16 protein-coding genes are annotated in these 17,434 nt (G+C 28.2%); 6 read left to right on the plus strand and 10 right to left on the minus strand.

Annotated features, from left to right (window positions below; all coding sequences use genetic code 11):
- Window positions 1–110: 110 nt before the first annotated feature.
- A complete protein-coding gene (locus tag AYC61_RS11490) occupies window positions 111–1,490 on the plus strand; it encodes an RsmB/NOP family class I SAM-dependent RNA methyltransferase (RefSeq protein ID WP_066502146.1) in 1,380 nt (459 codons plus the stop codon).
- Between the two features lie 128 nt (window positions 1,491–1,618).
- Entirely contained in the window at window positions 1,619–2,140 is a 522-nt protein-coding gene (locus AYC61_RS11495; protein ID WP_066502473.1) for a peptidylprolyl isomerase, read from the plus strand.
- A 102-nt stretch (window positions 2,141–2,242) separates the two neighbouring features.
- On the opposite strand, the gene AYC61_RS11500 is transcribed toward AYC61_RS11495, so the two are convergent.
- From AYC61_RS11500 to AYC61_RS11510, 3 genes are all read right to left on the minus strand, one after another.
- Complete coding sequence (locus AYC61_RS11500) at window positions 2,243–2,749, minus strand: hypothetical protein (RefSeq protein WP_066502148.1); 507 nt, start codon at window positions 2,747–2,749, stop codon at window positions 2,243–2,245.
- A 309-nt stretch (window positions 2,750–3,058) separates the two neighbouring features.
- Window positions 3,059–4,885 (minus strand): ABC transporter ATP-binding protein, encoded by a 1,827-nt coding sequence (locus AYC61_RS11505; RefSeq protein ID WP_066502151.1) that lies wholly within the window; start codon window positions 4,883–4,885, stop codon window positions 3,059–3,061.
- Window positions 4,886–4,903: 18 nt separating this feature from the next.
- Complete coding sequence (locus AYC61_RS11510) at window positions 4,904–6,685, minus strand: ABC transporter ATP-binding protein (protein ID WP_338026049.1); 1,782 nt, start codon at window positions 6,683–6,685, stop codon at window positions 4,904–4,906.
- Between the two features lie 752 nt (window positions 6,686–7,437).
- On the opposite strand from AYC61_RS11510, the gene AYC61_RS11515 reads away from it, so the two are divergent.
- On the plus strand, window positions 7,438–7,644 hold the full coding sequence (locus AYC61_RS11515; protein WP_066502162.1) for a hypothetical protein: 207 nt from the start codon (window positions 7,438–7,440) through the stop codon (window positions 7,642–7,644).
- 15 nt (window positions 7,645–7,659) lie between these two features.
- On the plus strand, window positions 7,660–7,920 hold the full coding sequence (locus tag AYC61_RS11520; protein ID WP_066502167.1) for a spore coat protein: 261 nt from the start codon (window positions 7,660–7,662) through the stop codon (window positions 7,918–7,920).
- Between the two features lie 83 nt (window positions 7,921–8,003).
- Here AYC61_RS11520 and AYC61_RS11525 read toward each other — a convergent pair whose 3' ends face one another.
- The 3 genes from AYC61_RS11525 to AYC61_RS11535 form a co-directional block, all read right to left on the minus strand.
- Window positions 8,004–8,390, minus strand: coding sequence for a hypothetical protein (locus AYC61_RS11525; RefSeq protein WP_066502170.1), 387 nt, complete (start codon window positions 8,388–8,390; stop codon window positions 8,004–8,006).
- A 75-nt stretch (window positions 8,391–8,465) separates the two neighbouring features.
- Window positions 8,466–10,448 carry a fructose-1,6-bisphosphatase gene (locus AYC61_RS11530; protein WP_066502175.1) on the minus strand — a complete coding sequence of 661 codons (1,983 nt, stop codon included), beginning with the start codon at window positions 10,446–10,448 and terminating at the stop codon, window positions 8,466–8,468.
- Between the two features lie 169 nt (window positions 10,449–10,617).
- Window positions 10,618–11,040, minus strand: a complete 423-nt coding sequence (locus AYC61_RS11535) for an Hsp20/alpha crystallin family protein (protein WP_066502181.1) — start codon at window positions 11,038–11,040, stop codon at window positions 10,618–10,620.
- A gap of 251 nt (window positions 11,041–11,291) precedes the next feature.
- Between AYC61_RS11535 and AYC61_RS11540 the strand changes: the two genes are divergently transcribed.
- Window positions 11,292–12,500 (plus strand): cation:proton antiporter, encoded by a 1,209-nt coding sequence (locus AYC61_RS11540; RefSeq protein WP_066502183.1) that lies wholly within the window; start codon window positions 11,292–11,294, stop codon window positions 12,498–12,500.
- A 346-nt stretch (window positions 12,501–12,846) separates the two neighbouring features.
- Here AYC61_RS11540 and AYC61_RS11545 read toward each other — a convergent pair whose 3' ends face one another.
- The 3 genes from AYC61_RS11545 to AYC61_RS11555 form a co-directional block, all read right to left on the minus strand.
- Window positions 12,847–13,218 (minus strand): hypothetical protein, encoded by a 372-nt coding sequence (locus AYC61_RS11545; RefSeq protein ID WP_066502187.1) that lies wholly within the window; start codon window positions 13,216–13,218, stop codon window positions 12,847–12,849.
- A gap of 327 nt (window positions 13,219–13,545) precedes the next feature.
- Complete coding sequence (locus AYC61_RS11550) at window positions 13,546–14,403, minus strand: metal ABC transporter solute-binding protein, Zn/Mn family (protein WP_066502190.1); 858 nt, start codon at window positions 14,401–14,403, stop codon at window positions 13,546–13,548.
- 117 nt (window positions 14,404–14,520) lie between these two features.
- Window positions 14,521–15,918: an oxaloacetate decarboxylase subunit alpha gene (locus AYC61_RS11555; RefSeq protein WP_066502194.1), complete on the minus strand. Its 1,398-nt coding sequence runs from the start codon at window positions 15,916–15,918 to the stop codon at window positions 14,521–14,523.
- A 196-nt stretch (window positions 15,919–16,114) separates the two neighbouring features.
- Between AYC61_RS11555 and AYC61_RS11560 the strand changes: the two genes are divergently transcribed.
- The gene (locus AYC61_RS11560) at window positions 16,115–16,543 is read left to right on the plus strand and encodes an Lrp/AsnC family transcriptional regulator (RefSeq protein ID WP_066502195.1); all 429 of its coding nucleotides are present in this window, start codon (window positions 16,115–16,117) and stop codon (window positions 16,541–16,543) included.
- Window positions 16,544–16,626: 83 nt separating this feature from the next.
- Here the strand turns inward: AYC61_RS11560 and murI are convergent, their stop codons facing one another.
- A complete protein-coding gene (gene murI, locus AYC61_RS11565; protein ID WP_242866784.1) occupies window positions 16,627–17,406 on the minus strand; it encodes a glutamate racemase in 780 nt (259 codons plus the stop codon).
- Window positions 17,407–17,434: the final 28 nt, after the last annotated feature.

The raw sequence follows: 17,434 nt of genomic DNA on the forward strand, positions 1-17,434 counted from the left end.
CAACACGGTATGCCTTCAAATTCATTGGAATCTTCTAATTCAAATTTATACAGTACACTATTCAAAGTTATATAAATAATCAGGGTTTAATTTACAACAGGAGATTAAAAATGAATTTACCAAAAGAATTTCAAAATAAAATGAAGCAGCTTTTAGATACTGAATACGATGATTTCATTAGCTCTTTTGATGATAAACCTCATAAAGGCATAAGAATAAATACTTCTAAAATTTCTATAGAACAATTTATTAAAGCATATCCTTATGAACTTGAACAAATACCTTGGTGTAATGAAGGATTTTATGTGAACAATAATGGAGATATTAAATTAGGAAAACATCCTTATTACCATTGTGGTTTATATTACATACAAGAACCAAGTGCCATGATACCTGTGGAAGTATTATCTCCCAAGCAAGGTGATAAAGTCCTTGACATATGCGCTGCACCTGGAGGTAAATCTACTCAAATAGCAGCTAAATTATCTGGTGAAGGTATTGTTGTTTCAAATGATATAAGTCCAAAACGTGTTAAATCACTTGCAAAAAACATTAAAATTATGGGAATAGCAAACTCTGTTATATTAAATGAAAGTCCTAAAAATTTAAGCAAGAATTTTGCGGGTTATTTTGATAAAATACTTGTTGATGCTCCTTGCTCTGGAGAAGGTATGTTTAAAAGGGATTCTGTTTCGATTAAAAAATGGAGTAAAGATTCTATTTTAGAATACAGTAAGATGCAAAGAGAAATACTTGAGTACGCACCTAAAATGCTTAAATCTAATGGTATTATTGTCTATTCTACCTGTACATTTTCACCTGAAGAAGATGAAGGGACAATCAATTGGTTTTTGAATGAATTTCCAGATTTTCATGTTGAACATATTGCAAATATGCCAATGTTAGATAATGGTCATCCTGAATGGATTGATGCTTCTAATTCATTAGTTGGAGCTAAGAGAGCGTGGCCTCACAAAATAACTGGAGATGGACATTTTGTTGTGTTATTAAAAAGAAAATCAACTCAAGATGTTTGTAGTTCCCTTAATAAATTGGAAGCTTCAGCACCAAAAGAATTAATTGATAAATATTTAGAATTTCAACAGGATTATTTAAATAAGAAGTTGAAAGGTATATTTATATACAAAAATTCAAATTTATATTTATTACCTGAACATATTCCTAGCTTAAATAATTTAAAGGTTGAATATATGGGACTGTTGGTTGGTACTTTTAAAAATGATAATTTTATACCTAGCCAAGAATTAATTATGAGTTTAAAATTTGAGGATTTCAAACAAGTTTTAAATATTTCTTCTAGTGATATAAATGCAACCAAGTATCTTAAAGGTGAAACTTTAATGTCACCTATAGAAAATAATTTTAATAAATGGGTTTCTATATTCATAGATTCACATCCAGCTGGTTGGGTAAAAAATGCTGGCGGGATATTAAAAAATCACTATAATAAAGCTTGGAGAATGAAATAAATAAGAAAAAAATGAGAGATATAAAATGTGGTAAAACCCATCGGGGACGGTTTTTTTTGGGTTATCACCCAAAAAGAACCGTCCCCGATGGGTGAAAATGAGAAAAATAAAAAATGAGAGGTGTTAAAATGAGTAAAAATCCAATTGTAACTATAACAATGGAAAATGGTGAAATTATTAAGGTAGAGCTTTATCCTGAAATAGCACCAAATACAGTTAATAATTTCATTTCATTAATCAATAAAAATTTCTATGACGGAATTATATTCCACAGAGTCATCAAAAACTTTATGATACAAGGTGGCTGCCCTGAAGGAACTGGTATGGGTGGTCCAGGTCATAGCATAAAAGGTGAATTCTCTAGCAATGGCTTTAAAAATGATCTTAAACATGATAGGGGCGTAATTTCAATGGCTAGAACCAATGACCCTAATTCAGCTGGTTCTCAATTCTTTATCATGCATAAAAATTCTCCTCATCTAGATGGAAGCTATGCCGCTTTTGGTAAGGTGAGTGAAGGAATAGAAGTTGTAGACAATATCGCTGAGTCTAAAATGGATTATATGGATAAACCAATTGAAGATAAAAAAATAAAGTCTATGACTGTTGAATTGTTTGATTATGAGTATACTGAACCAACTTTGATTTAGAAAATGACCCAGCGGGATAAACCGCTGGGTTTATTTCTACTGATAATCTCTATCTACCTCTTGATGTATCTTTTCTATATCTAACTCTATTTTTTCAGTTTTTTACTTTTCATAAAAATATACATCCTTATAGTCATGATCATATACAAGCCACTTATCCCTAACTTTTTTGAGCTTAAACATGTTTTCTCCCAAGCTTACAAAGAAGGGATATGCTGGACTCCCAGATGTTTCACCAGATAGGATGACTTTGACTTTTGCATCATTATCTGCAATTTCAATTGATTTATATGCGAAGTCTATATTATGTCTATCTCGATTTCCTTTGAAGTAACCTTTTTCTATAGCATATCTCCATTTTTCTATATTTTCTTCAAGTGCAATAGTCTTATTATAGCATTGTACTGATTCTAAATCTAAATACTCTGACAAGCTACCTATCTTGAGTTTCATCCACATGTCATAGGATTTAGTATAATAATTCTTAATAGTATTTTTAATTGTAGTCTCTTGTGTACTTTCCTGTACACGATTAATATTACATCCATATAAACAAAGCAAGAATATAATACTTATAGTAACAATAAAAACTTTTTTAATTGTGTTCACCTCCTAATTCTGCTGCTAATTATTAATCATAAATTCTAAAATACCCCATATTATAGAGCTTTTTAGTCCCACTGTAATTATAATAATATCTGTACACGTTGTATAAATGTTGTGAAAAATTTTAACTAGACCAAGTAGTTAACTAGTCACTTTGATTAAGTGTTTTATGTCTATAAGTTATAATAAAATATAGTTGGTGTCAATTATTTATTTTATTGTATTATTTTGTATTTTTATCCTATTAGAGTAATATCCTTATATCATCTTTACTAGAACGACAAAACGGCTCTCCTGAGCCGTTTTAACATATTAATTATTCAATATCTGCATTTCTTGTTCATCTTTAAACTGATTAGTATAAAGTCTATAATAGTACCCTTTCTTCTTCATCAATGATGCATGGTTTCCTTCTTCTGTTATCTTTCCATTTCTTACAACCAATATCCTATCTGCTGATCTTATTGTGGACAGTCTATGTGCTATTATAAAACTAGTTCTGCCTTTTAGTACTTTATTTATTGCGTCTTGGATAATCTTTTCCTTTTCTGTATCTATTGAAGAAGTTGCTTCGTCTAATATGAAAATTCTAGGATTAGCTAATACTGCTCTAGCAAAAGAAATAAGTTGTTTTTCTCCTGTTGATAATCTATTTCCACCTTCTCCTACTTCTGAATCATAACCTTTATCTAATTTCATAATGAAATCATGTGCATTTACAAGCTTTGCTGCACGTATTATTTCTAATTCACTAGCGTCCAATTTAGCATATCTAATGTTATCTTTAATTGTTCCGCTAAATAAATGTGGTGTTTGAAGAACGTATCCTAAATTGCTTTGTAACCACAATAAAGGTCTTTTAGTATAATCTACTCCATCTATTAGTATTCTACCTTTTGTTGGCTCGTAAAATCTACATGCTAGATTTACTATAGTACTTTTACCTGAACCTGTTTCCCCTACTAAAGCTATTGTCTCTCCTTCTTTTACTTCTAAATTAAATTTCTCTAGTACTGTCTCGCCTTCTTTATATGAGAATGAAACATTATCAAATTTTATATCTCCCTTTATATCAGGCCATTGTTTTGTATTAGAATTAAACATTTCTCCATATCGTGTTACTACTTCAGAGTTATCTTCTATATCTATTTTTGTTTCTAACATTGACATAATACGTTCTACAGAAGCTTGTGCTGATTGCATCTCTGCAAATATGTTTGCCAAGTTTCTAACTGGTTCAAAGAATAAAATTGTATATGATATAAACGCTACTACTGTACCATAGTTAACAGAATTTGATATAACACCATTTCCACCTATCCATAGTACTAATCCAGTACCAATGTTACCCAGAAGTATAGCGATTGGCAAATAAAGTGAAGAATACACTGCCGCTTTAACTGATGAACTCTTCATCTTAGTAGTTATTCCTGTAAATTCTTTAAGATTCTTATCTTCTGTAACTAATGTCTTAGTTGTTTTAGCACCCATTATACCTTCATTAAAGGCACCAGTTATTCTTGAATTTATCTTTCTAACACTTCTATAAGCTTTTAGTATCTTTTGTTGAAAATACATACTTACTATTACTAATATTGGAACTACAGATAGTGCTATTAATGCTAATTTCAAGTTGACATACACCATGATTGCAATTATAAATATCATCATAGTAATTCCCCAAACTAAGTCAACTAAGCCCCAAGCTATGATATCACTTAGCTTTTGGATGTCAGAGGTCATTCTTGCCATAATCCAGCCTACAGCGGTCTTATCGTAATATGAAAAAGATAGTTTTTGTAATTTATCAAAACCATGTTTTCTGATTGTATAAGCTACACCTGTTTCTATCTTTCCAGCTGAAAATATAAATATGCCTACATTTACAACTTGAATAATTACAAGCGCTAAATATACAAATATAAATTTTTCTATACCATTTATCGTATTTTTTTCTATAAAATTATCAATAGCATATTTAGTAAGCATAGGAAAAACAGCATCTATTGCAGCTACTATTACCATTAATCCCATTAACATAAATACATATTTTTTAAAAGGTTTTACAAACTTAAATAGCTTTTTCCATGTGTTTAAATTTATTTTACTATTGTAGTCTTGCTCTTTAAAAGCACTCATATTCTATCACCTACTTTACTAAACTATTTTGTCTATATCAGCTTCTAATGAATTCTGGATATTCCATACTCTTTTATATAATCCATTTTGCTTTATTAAAGCTTCATGTGTTCCCAACTGCGCAATTTTACCTTTTTCAAGAACTATTATCTTATCTGCCTGAGCAACAGTTGTAATTCTATGCGAAATTATAAATGTCGTTACATTGCTACTTCGCTCTTTTAGCGCTGTTCGTATAGCTGCATCAGTTTCTGTATCAACAGCACTCAATGAATCATCAAAAATTAAAACAGGACAGTTATTAATTATAGTTCTTGCTATTGCTATACGTTGTTTTTGTCCACCTGATAAAGTTACTCCTTGCTCTCCAACTGGTGTGTCATATCCATTATCCATACTATTAATTACATCATGTATAGATGCAATAGATGCTGCATTAAATATTTCATGATCTTCAACATGAGATTTAGCTATACTAATATTATCCTTAATAGTTTTTGAAAACAAAAATGGCTCTTGAAGCACTATGCCTACATTTTTTCTTAACCATTTTTTATTTATTCTTGTAATTTCTGTTCCATCTATTTTAATTGACCCTTTTTTATAATCATATAATCTAACAAGCAAATGAATTAATGATGATTTACCAGAACCTGTAGGTCCTAGTATTGCTATTGTTTCACCTTTTTTTACATCAAAGGATACACCATTCAAGACTGGTTTACCTTCCTCATATTCAAAATAAACATCATTAAATTCAATATTTCCTTGAATTTCTGCCTGTATTTCGTCGCTACTTGTTTCTTCTATAGGTTCACCTAATATTTCCTCTATACGATCAATTGCCACAAATGCTTTACCCATATCTGTTAACACACGACCCATTTGTCTTACTGGCCAAAGTAATCTACCCTCATATGATGTAAATGCTACAACTGTACCTAGTGTCACCTCACCTTTGAATGCTAGATAACAACCCATGACAAGTACAAAACCACTTTGCATCATACATAACAAATCAGAAAATGACCAATAACAAGCCATCATATTTATTAATTTTTGAACTAATTCCATATATGCTGTATTTCTTTCTTCAAATTTATCAATTTCATATTTCTGTCTAGCAAAAGCTCTAACTACTCTAACTCCTGTTAAATTTTCTTGTAATGCTGTAGATAGTCTTGCTTCGGCTTCATCACAAAGTTTAAATTTCTTTTTAACTTTACTAAAAAATATAACAGCAAATAGAAATATTATTGGTACTATTGCTATTGAAACCAAAGCCAACTTGACATTTATATTGAACATAATTATTCCAACTATTAATATCATGAATATCCCTCTGCCAATTTCCACAAATTGTATTGCAAAGAATTTTCTTATAGTTTCAACATCTGAAGTACATCTTTGAATTAAATCACCTGTCTCAGCTTTTACATGATAATCGTAAGATAAATTTTGAAGGTGATCATATAATTTTTCTCTTGTATTTTTAGCTATTGATTCAGAAGCCTGTGCTGAAAGTTTTCCTTTTAAGAATAGGAAAATACCTCTTATTACAGTTATTAACACTACAGCTAAACCACAAATCCACAGCTTTTGTCTCAATGCATCTCTACCACCAATAAATAAAATACTTTTTAGTAGTAAATGTGGTACATCCATTGGTTCAGTCCCAATTATTGAATCTATTGTAACCCTTACAATAAGTGGAATTAATAGTGCTAATAGTGTTTCTAATCCAATACTTAATATTGCCCCTGAATATTTTAATTTATTACCTTTTAAAATTGATATTATTTATTTTAACTTATTCATTGTTTATTCCCCCCTCTAAAATGAATTTGATTCTCGTTGTCAAGTATCTTTAATCGAATAATCCTCCCTCATTTTTAATACACTTGCCTTTATCACATTAAAAACCTCCTTTATTTTTTAATACACAAGGAATTATGATTCCCATTATGCATTTTAAGCTATTTTTTTTAATTTATGGTAAAAGAAAAACCATAGGCTATATTTAACCTATGGTCATAAAAAACAATGTCTAATATTACAAAAACCACAGGCTATACACAACCTATGGCTCTTTTTTTCAATCATTATGTATCAAAAACATACTAATTTAAAGACACTGGTCGTGTATTTTTTGTATTTAACTTTGTCACATTGGCAAATCCATATCTGCTAAGCCCTATTGCCATATTTAACATTTCCACGACCTCCTTCTTTTTATTTACATATCATAGTATATAATAATTTAATTTATTTTTCAATAAAAAATTTGCTTTATATTAAAATATTTTATATATAGGACTTATATACCTATTTTAACTTTTTATGTTTTAGAATCTAATATTTATTTTGAATTTATTACCATTGTTTTATTCTGAAATGTATTATATTTTTTTTGTTTTTTGAAAAAATAATATTAAGCTAAGATTATAAGCAACATTAATTTAGTGGGTATCATAATAATCATAAAATTGAGCTTATTTTGTGATTAATTCAATAACATTTTCATATCAAAAAAAATAGAAAGGAGAAATGATATGGCTTTACAACAAAAAATAAATCTTTCTCAATTAAATGAAATGGAATTACAAAATTTAAGAGAAATAATTGGCGGTCACCAAACTATGATTTCTAAATTTAATCATTATGCTGAAAATTGTCAAGATCCTCAAATTAAACAAATGTTCTCACAGTCAGCTAGAGAAGCGCAAACTACTGTTCAAAATCTAATACAATCACTATAGGAGGTGTATTTAACAATGCTTCAAGAAAGAGATATGGTAAATGATATATTATCTATGACCAAAGCTAGTTCCAGTACTTACACTACAGCTATTCATTGTTGTTCAAATCAACAATTAAGAACAATTTTACAACAATTAAGAAATGAAGCTGAAAATTTTCAGTATCAATTATATGAAATAGCTAATCAAAAAGGTTATTATCAACCAGCAAAAACTGTAGAAGCTCAAGAAAGACAACAAATCAAACAAAGTTTATCACAAAATACAATGTCTTAATCCATAGGGGACGGTTCTTTAGGTTACACCCAAAAAGAACCGTCCCCAGCAAGTTACGGAGTTTTTAACTCCGCATTTTTATTCTAATAATAATGCGTATTTTGTCTAAATATTATTACTAATAATAAAAACCAAAGAAGTAGACTAGCACCGTCAAAGAATTGACTTTCTACTTCACTTTCAGCAGATGCATCGTTTAAATCTAAAAGCTTATTAACATATCTAATTTTTCTTTTAGTAAAATCATTAACAAAACCATCCATATTAGCTAATGTTTCTAAGTTTTTTACGTGAAGCTTTTTGTTTTCAATAGATACCTGTTTTTGAACCTTCTTAATCTCCCTTATCAGGTATCTGTCAGATTTTTTGTCATATTTTTTCATGAATTGTTTATACTCTTCCATATCTTTATCAGATAATATTGAATTGTTTAAAACGAAATTCAGGTTATTATTATAATTTCTCGGCATATCACTTGCCTCCTGTATATTGCTTATTTCATTAATATATTATTCAAAAGGCATGATTTTGTGAATTTCTTATTATCAGCTCTCTTTTACTAATCCTTTTCTGTATGCTACTAATAGCATTTCTAAATATTTAATTTGTTCTTTTATTTCTTTTCCTATATCAGTATTTGCAACATATTTTCTATTTACTTTTTCTAGTACTCTTAAAGTAGATACTATATCTTTTTCTTCATTTATAGCCTTATCTGTTGATTCAAAAGGTTCATGAGAAGCTAACCTTAATCCATATGAATTATAAATTAGTGTATATCCTGCTATGCCTGTCATTTGCTGATAAGCTTTTGAAAATCCTCCATCTATAACTAATAATTTGCCATTAGCTTTTATTGGACTTTCTCCTTGTTTAGTTTTTACTGGCACATGTCCGTTTATTATATGTGACGAATTTACATCTAAATCAAATTCCTTTAATATATTTCTACATATATTCTCATTGTCTCTTAAATGGAAATATGGATTTTTAATTTCAACATGAGTAGCTTTATCATCAATAAAATATCTCTCAAAGGTAGTCATTTGATCCTTCCCAAACAGTGGAGAACTATCTCCACACCATAAATACCACATTATATCAGTTCCATATTGGTCTTCATCTATATTCTCTTTATCAAAATAAGCTTTTCTAATCAATACATCCCAAACATCCAATAATTGTTTTCCGCTATAAAAATTTTTTCCAACTTTAACTTTCTTAAATTCATTTTTTCCATTTAATGGTATACATCCATGATACAAAAGATTTGAATTGATTTTTAGATACATGCTGCCATGTGAATATAAAAATTTTATATGTTTGTGTAATTTTTCACTATTTAGAAAATATGATTTTAATCTATCCATAAGTTGTTCTTCTTCTAATGTTAACTTATATGGGTTTTTAGGATCTACTGTTGGAAAACTAATGTCATTTAACTTGTATTCTTTATCTTTTATTGTTATTGTTCCTTTTTCATAATTAATCCTATGCAAAAGCCTTCTATTTTCCATATTATATTGAGGACTCTTCATTATAATTTGTCCTTCTAGTTTAAACTGTATAATTGCTATAGCTTTATGCATTGCAGCTATTATTTTTAGGTCTCTTTCACCATAATGCATTTCTATTGGAAATTTAGTTTTGAATTTATCACAAGAATCATCCTTATAAAAATGCATTGCAAAGGTTGCAAGTGGTAAAAGATTTATTCCATATCCTTCTTCTATAGTAGCAAGATTAGCATATCTTGTAGATATTCTTATAACATTAGCTATACATGCTTTTGATCCACTAGCAGCACCCATCCATAATATATCATGGTTCCCCCATTGGATATCTACACAGTGGTGATTACATAATTCATCTAATATAAAATGTGCTCCTGGTCCTCTGTCATATATGTCTCCTAAAATATGTAATCTGTCAATTGCAAGTCTCTGTACAAGTTTACATATTGCTATAATAAATTCATCTGCACTATCTATATCAATAATAGTCTTTATTATTTCATTAAAATAATTGTGTTTATTTAACCTGTTTTTGTCTTCATGTAATAATTCTTCTATTATATAAGCAAATTGTTTAGGTAAAGCTTTTCTGACTTTGGAGCGAGAATATTTTGAAGATACTATTCTACAAAGTTGTATTAATCTATACAGTGTTATGCTATACCATGATTTTATGTCTTTTTCTGTTTTTTTTACAACCTCAAGCTTTTGTTCAGGATAGTATAATAACGTTGCTAAAGATTTTTTTTGCTCTTTTGTTAAAACATGTTCAAATATATCATCAATCTTGAGCTTTAACACTCCAGATGCATTCCTTAAAACATGAGAAAAAGCTTCATATTCTCCATGTAAATCTGTAATAAAATGTTCAGTTCCTTTTGGTAGATTTAATATAGCTTGCAGATTTATTATCTCTGCACTTACATCTCCTATTGTTGGGTATTGGTTTGATAATAATCGTAAATAATCCATATTCTGTTCTAATTCGTCGATAGTTATATTTTTCATATCCATTCCCCCTCATCATCCTAATATTAACATTTCCTTGTTCCATTATCAATATATTATTTTTGTAATTTATGGTTGCTTATTTTTTAATATAAGGATTATGTTTTATTTGTAAAATTATTGACAATAAATATGCATAATGCTTTCAAATTGCATTATGCATATCCTCTACACTTTAACTTTTTATTTTAGGCATAGTAATTTTTAAAACACCATTTTCAAAAAATGCATTTATTCTACGATTGTCAATGTCTTCTAGTTTGAACGACCTTTTGAAATGGCCAATTCTGCTTTTTCTTGTTGTGTAACCGTTTTTTTCAACATTTAAATCATCTCTTTTTTGTCCCTTTACTACAAGATATCCACTGTTTATCTGTATATCTATTTGTTCTTTCTTAAAACCATGTAATTTCAATTCTATGATATAATTTTCCTTTGTTTCTTCTATATTTGTATTTATATTATCAATAAACTTATTATTAAAAAAATTATTAAATAATTTATTAATAATAATATCAGGCTGTTCAAAAAAATATTTATCCATATGTTCTTTCATACTATTGTCTCTTTGTTTATTATATGGTATTAATTTACCCATTATTTGCCTCCTAATTTATTTACAACTAATCATAATTTAATCTATGTACCATAATATTGATTATAGTAAATATTATGCATGTGGTAATATTTATGTGTTTTTGGTATAGACTAAATTTATTTATAGGTATATAATGTATATAGATACAATATAAACTTATATTTGGTTTGGAATAAGCACTAAATTCATAATTAGAAGGGAGGAATTATTAGAAAACTAACACCATAAAAAGTTTTCTAAACAATTATAATATGAATACTTTGCTAGTATTGAGTATTTCTCTACTTTGCGGATTATTAACGGCAAAGTTATTAAACAGATTCAAACTTCCCTCTGTAACGGGATATTTAATCGCTGGACTATTTCTTGGGCCATCTATATTTAATATTATACCTGCTGAGATTTGCACAGATATTGAATACATAAGCGAATTTGCACTGGGTATCATTGCTTTTAATATAGGTGGCAGTTTTGAACTTAGTTATGTAAAAAAACTTGGCAAAAGCATTATTATATTGACATTAATACAAGCGTTAGGTACAGCCATTATAGTATTCTTAGTAATAAATTTTATAACACATGATTTAGTTTTTAGTCTTTTAATTGGAGCAATTTCATCTGCTACAGCTCCAGCTGCAACACTTCTAGTCATTAAAGAATTTAAAGCAAAAGGTCCTTTAACTGATACACTCCTTGCAGTAGTTGCTTTGGACGATATGGTTTGTCTTTTCATCTTTAGTATTTCAACAGCAATTGCAAAAGTAATAACAGCAAATACATTTAATATAAAAGAAGCTTTTTTCACACCTTTATTAGAAATATGTTCTTCAATAATTTTAGGCATATTTATAGGTTTTCTAATACTTAGTATAATTAAACATACCAAACATGCTAATGATTCATTAGTGATAGTATTAGGAACTATATTGTTAGGTTGTGGAGTTGCTAAGCATTTGCATCTTTCACCTTTGTTGACATGTATGTGCTCTGGTGTATTTATTGCAAATCTATATAGTGAAAAGAAAAAACTATATAGACAAGTTGAATTCGTTACACCACCTATTTATATATTGTTTTTTACATTTGCTGGTATCGGATTAGATATAAGCGTTCTTTCTAAATTAGGAATTTTAGGCTTAGCTTATATTTTATCAAGAACATTAGGTAAAATTATTGGTTCTTACATAGGTAGTTTGATTTCTAAGTCACCAAAAGTAGTAAAAAAATACATTGGATTTGGACTACTACCTCAAGCAGGAGTAGCTATTGGCCTTGCTATGATTGTAATGTTAGAATTCCCTGAATTCGGTAAAGAACTTTCTAATATAGTAATGGGTGCTGTATTGATATATGAAATTATTGGACCTATTTTAACCAGAATTATATTATATAAAGCTAAGGAAATTGACCCAAATAAAAAATCTATTAACAAAACTAAAACCATATCTATGAACCATTAACAAATCTTAATAATTAATAAGAGCAAAACCTTCTAAAAATTTAATTTATAAGAAAGTTTTGTGTTTCTTCTTAAGCTAATAATATAAGCAACTTACCTTAAATAAAATTTAGATTATTCACACAACTTTATTATTTAATTCATAATTTTATGAACTCTTAAAGCAAAACTGTAAAATTATACAATTTAAGAAGATTTATATTAAATTTTATCTAAACAATAAATATTAGATTAGTAAACATAATAAGCATTGTACCACATATTATTAAAGTCAAAAAAACTGTCTATTAAACTAAATAGACAGTTTTTTGCATTAAATAAATATCTACAATAGATGTATTAATTTCCTAATATGATAAAGAAATATCTTCATCAGATTCTTCTGCATTAAATCCTTCACATCTAACTACAGGAACAACAAACATAAATCCGACTCCTCTTTGTGTTATATCTCCAATCTTCTCATTTAGTCTTTCTATAACATGATTAAGCTTTTCTTCACTTCTTATAACACTTATTATGGTCTTGTTGTATGGTTTTTTTCCTTCTAAAATCATTCTTATACTTGTAAATAAAGTCATATGTACATTATGTTCTAACAGTACCTTTCCCATCCCCATACTATCCATTGTAGTAGCTCCTACACCACACTCATACAATACTTCATGAATATCATCTAACATATAAATATCATTGAGTATTAGAAAAAGTGCATACATATTATAAATTCTCTCCTCTCATCTGTATATAGACTTTACTTCTTATATATATATAATATCATGTTTTTACGTTTTATGGGAATATATTTTCTAAATAATTAAAAGAATCAAAATATTTAACTTAATAGAAAATTTTAATTTTTACATAATAATTTCCAAAAACTAAACACAATACTCTAACAACTCCTGAATGTATATTGGTCAAGTATCTATGTTATGATCCTAACACACAAAATCAGCTAAACGTATTCATTATATTTAAAGGTTACAAACAAAATTATTACTATAACAATTTTTATATATCTAGTTTATACTAATCCAGATTATTCAACTATAATTTATCTCTTTAAAATAATCTAAAATACTAAGTAAGTTCTTTATGTAATCTTTACTTAGAGGATTTATTTTATAAGTTATACCTCCTATTTCTCTTGCTAATACCTGAACTTGAGAACTATCTGTTTCTGATTGATATAATACTGCTTTAATATTTTTAAATCTAGCTTCATTAATTACTTTTTGTAATTTTAACCCATCGCATTGAGCTTGTATAACAATCATTTCTAACCCGTAATCATCAGCAAAATAAGCTAAAGATGGATGATACATTATAAAGTATTTATTGCCTTTTTTTCCAAGTTCTTTTTTAAATCTATTATTTACTCCTTCTAATCTCTTTTTATATTCATTAGCATTTTTAATATAATAATCTTTATTTTTTTTATCTATATTTCCAAGTTGTTCAGCTATCTCATCTACCATACTTATAACACGTATTGGAGACATCCATATGTATGGATCAATACTGTCTTGCTTTAAATATATAAGTTCATGGTTTTCTTTAACTATATCCACAAGATTGATGATATTCATATTTTTACTGATTTTTTTTAACTTTGGAATAATATTATCTTCTAATGGTATTCCAATACTTAAATACAAATTTACTTTACTAAATTTCTCTATATCTTTTGCTGAAGGCTCATAATTAGCTAGGCTATAACCTGATGGAATCAATGTTACAATATCTACCTTATCCTTAGCAATTTCTTTAATAAATGTTTCCTCAGGTATAATAGAAACACCTATGGTAATTTTATTATTATGCCTTTTTACTATTACTGTTATGAATAATGTTACAATGATTAAAACAATTAAAATAATTATCAATAATCTTTTCTTCACTTTTTCACCCTTTAATAAATAAAAATTTTGACATCGAATCTATCTTGATTATTGACAATTATTTTACTATAAATACATCAAATCCCAGAGAGTTAATTTACCCTCTGGGATTGCTTTTTAGACTGGATATGTCTTTTGTTCTGTATCTACACAGCTACTATCAATCATATATTTTTGTGCTTGCCTGTATTTGAAATATTCAACTGATACTTGAGGGAATAATGCATCAGATAAAACATCTTCTTCTTGTTCCAAATATTCTTTTACTCTGTTTCTAATACCTTCTAGTTGCGGTTTTATTAAATCTGCTGGTCTACAATCTATTACTTCTTCATCACCTATTATTTTCTTTTTGATTTTATCTGAAATCTTAGTAGTAGGTCTTCCATATTCTCCTCTAACATAAGCCTTGATTTCCTTTGGAATCATTTTATATCTTTCACCTAATATTACATTGAATACTGCTTGAGTTCCAACCATTTGACTCATAGGTGTTACTAATGGTGGATATCCTAAATCTTCTCTAACTCTTGGAACTTCTTTTAAAACTTCTTCAAATTTATCCATTGCACCTTGCTGTACTAGCTGTGAAATTAAATTTGATAACATACCACCTGGAACTTGATAAATCAAAGTATTAACATCAACTCCCAATAATTTAGGATTAAGTTGACCATTTTTTAAATACTTTTCTCTAATAGGTTTAAAATGATCTGCTATTTCATTTAAATATTTTAAGTCTAGTCCCGTGTCATATTGACTACCCTGAAGTGCTGCTACTAATGGCTCTGTCGGTGGTTGTGAAGTTCCAAGTGCAAATGGAGATATGGCTGTGTCAACAACATCAACACCTGCTTCTATAGCTTTAAGATAAGTCATAGAAGCCATACCACTTGTATAATGAGTATGCAATTGAATAGGAATTAATATGAATTCCTTAAGTCTTGAAATAAGTTCATACGCATAATATGGGGTTAATATTCCTGCCATATCTTTTATACATATAGAATCCGCTCCTAATTCTTCCATTGACTTTGCTAGTTTTAGATAATATTCGGTATTATGAACTGGACTAATTGTATAAGAAATTGCTGCTTGTGCGTGACCACCTTCTTTTTTTGTAGTCAACAAAGCTTTCTCTATGTTACGTATATCATTTAATGCATCAAAGATTCTTATTATATCAATACCATTATATATGGCTTTTTTAACGAATTCTTCTACTACATCATCAGCATAATGCTTATATCCTAATAAATTTTGTCCTCTAAGAAGCATTTGAAGCTTTGTATTTTTTACTTTCTTTCTTATTGTTCTCAATCTTTCCCAAGGATCTTCTTGTAAAAATCTCAGAGAAGCATCAAAAGTAGCTCCACCCCACATTTCTAAAGAATGATACCCTACTTCATCCATCTTTTCTAATATAGGACACATCTCATCAGTCGTCATTCTTGTTGCTATTAATGATTGATGACCATCTCTTAATACAGTCTCTGTTATACCAACCTTCTTCATAATATAGACCTCCTACCACATCAACTTTATATAATATAATTTGTGGAAAAATCTCTATTTTAGCCACCTTTATTTGACTTTATTCTATCACCGATTTTTAATTATGTACATATACAAATAAAGGTGTTATAATAAAATTACTTAAATTAATAATTTGTTTTTATATATTTATTAAATAAATAAAGTGGAGGTTAAGATGGATATTACAGACTCGAAAATTATTGAAATATTACAGAATGATGGTAGAATATCTATGAAAGATTTAGGTAAATTAGTTTCATTAAGCCCTCCAGCAGTTGCTGAGAGAGTTAAAAAACTAGAAGATGTAGGCATTATTGAAGGTTATAGAGCTATTATAAATCCAGTTAAACTCAATAAAAACATAACAGCTTTTATATCTTTAAATATGAAGGAAGGCAGGTATGAACAATTCTTAGAATATGCAAAGAATAAAAAAAGCATAATAGAATGTCATCATGTAACTGGAGGAGATTGTCTCAACTTAAAAGTATTAGTTAAAGACATCCAAGAACTAGAACAACTTATAGATGAAATAAAACTATCTGGTAATACACAAACTTCCATAATTTTATCTAGTCCAATTAATAATAAGATAATTATATAGTATTCTTAAAATATTAAGAATCATACTTTAGAATAGTATTAAAGAAAAAAAAGATATCTCAAAATAATTTTGAGGTATCTCTTTTACATGTTATATAATTTTTTCGATAACTCTATCATAGATAAATCTTTGCTTGAATTATAATATTCGATATATGAAGTTTCCAATATCTGGGTAGTTAACATTTGTTGTAATTCTAACAAATTTTTTAGATGTGTTGCTGTCCCTCTATTACCATCTATTATAGGTATATCATAATTTATTACCTCTTTTAAAATTTTTTTTAAAAACACAAAATGAGTACAACCTAATACTATTGCACCTACTTCACTCATATCTATATTTTTTATATAATCTTTAACAATTGACTTTGTTATAGTACAATTAATATCACCTGATTCTACTAACTCTACTAATTTTGGTGCTGGTATTTTTAATACTCTTTCTAAAGCATTAAGCCTATTTAACAAACTTTTAAATTTGGTCTCTTTTAATGTAATCGGAGTTGCTAATACAACAATATTCTTTCCCTTTGCAATATTTAATGCAGGTTTAACAGCTGGCTCCATTCCTATAATAGGTATTGAATATCTATCTCTTAAAATTTTGACTGCTGCACTAGTCGCAGTATTACATGCAACAACAATCGCTTTAACTCCTTTAGACACTAAAAAATCACAAACCTTAATAGATAATTCTATAATCTCTTCTTTTCTTTTTATACCATAAGGCGCATTTGCGGAATCACCATAATATATATATCTTTCATTAGGCATAAGTTTTACTATATCCCTTAAAACGCTTATTCCCCCCATACCCGAATCAAATACACCAATAGCAGAGGTATTACATTCAATTTTCAAAAAAAATTCACCGCTTTCATTGCAAAAT

The organism is Abyssisolibacter fermentans, assembly GCF_001559865.1.
Classification (GTDB): domain Bacteria; phylum Bacillota; class Clostridia; order Tissierellales; family MCWD3; genus Abyssisolibacter; species Abyssisolibacter fermentans.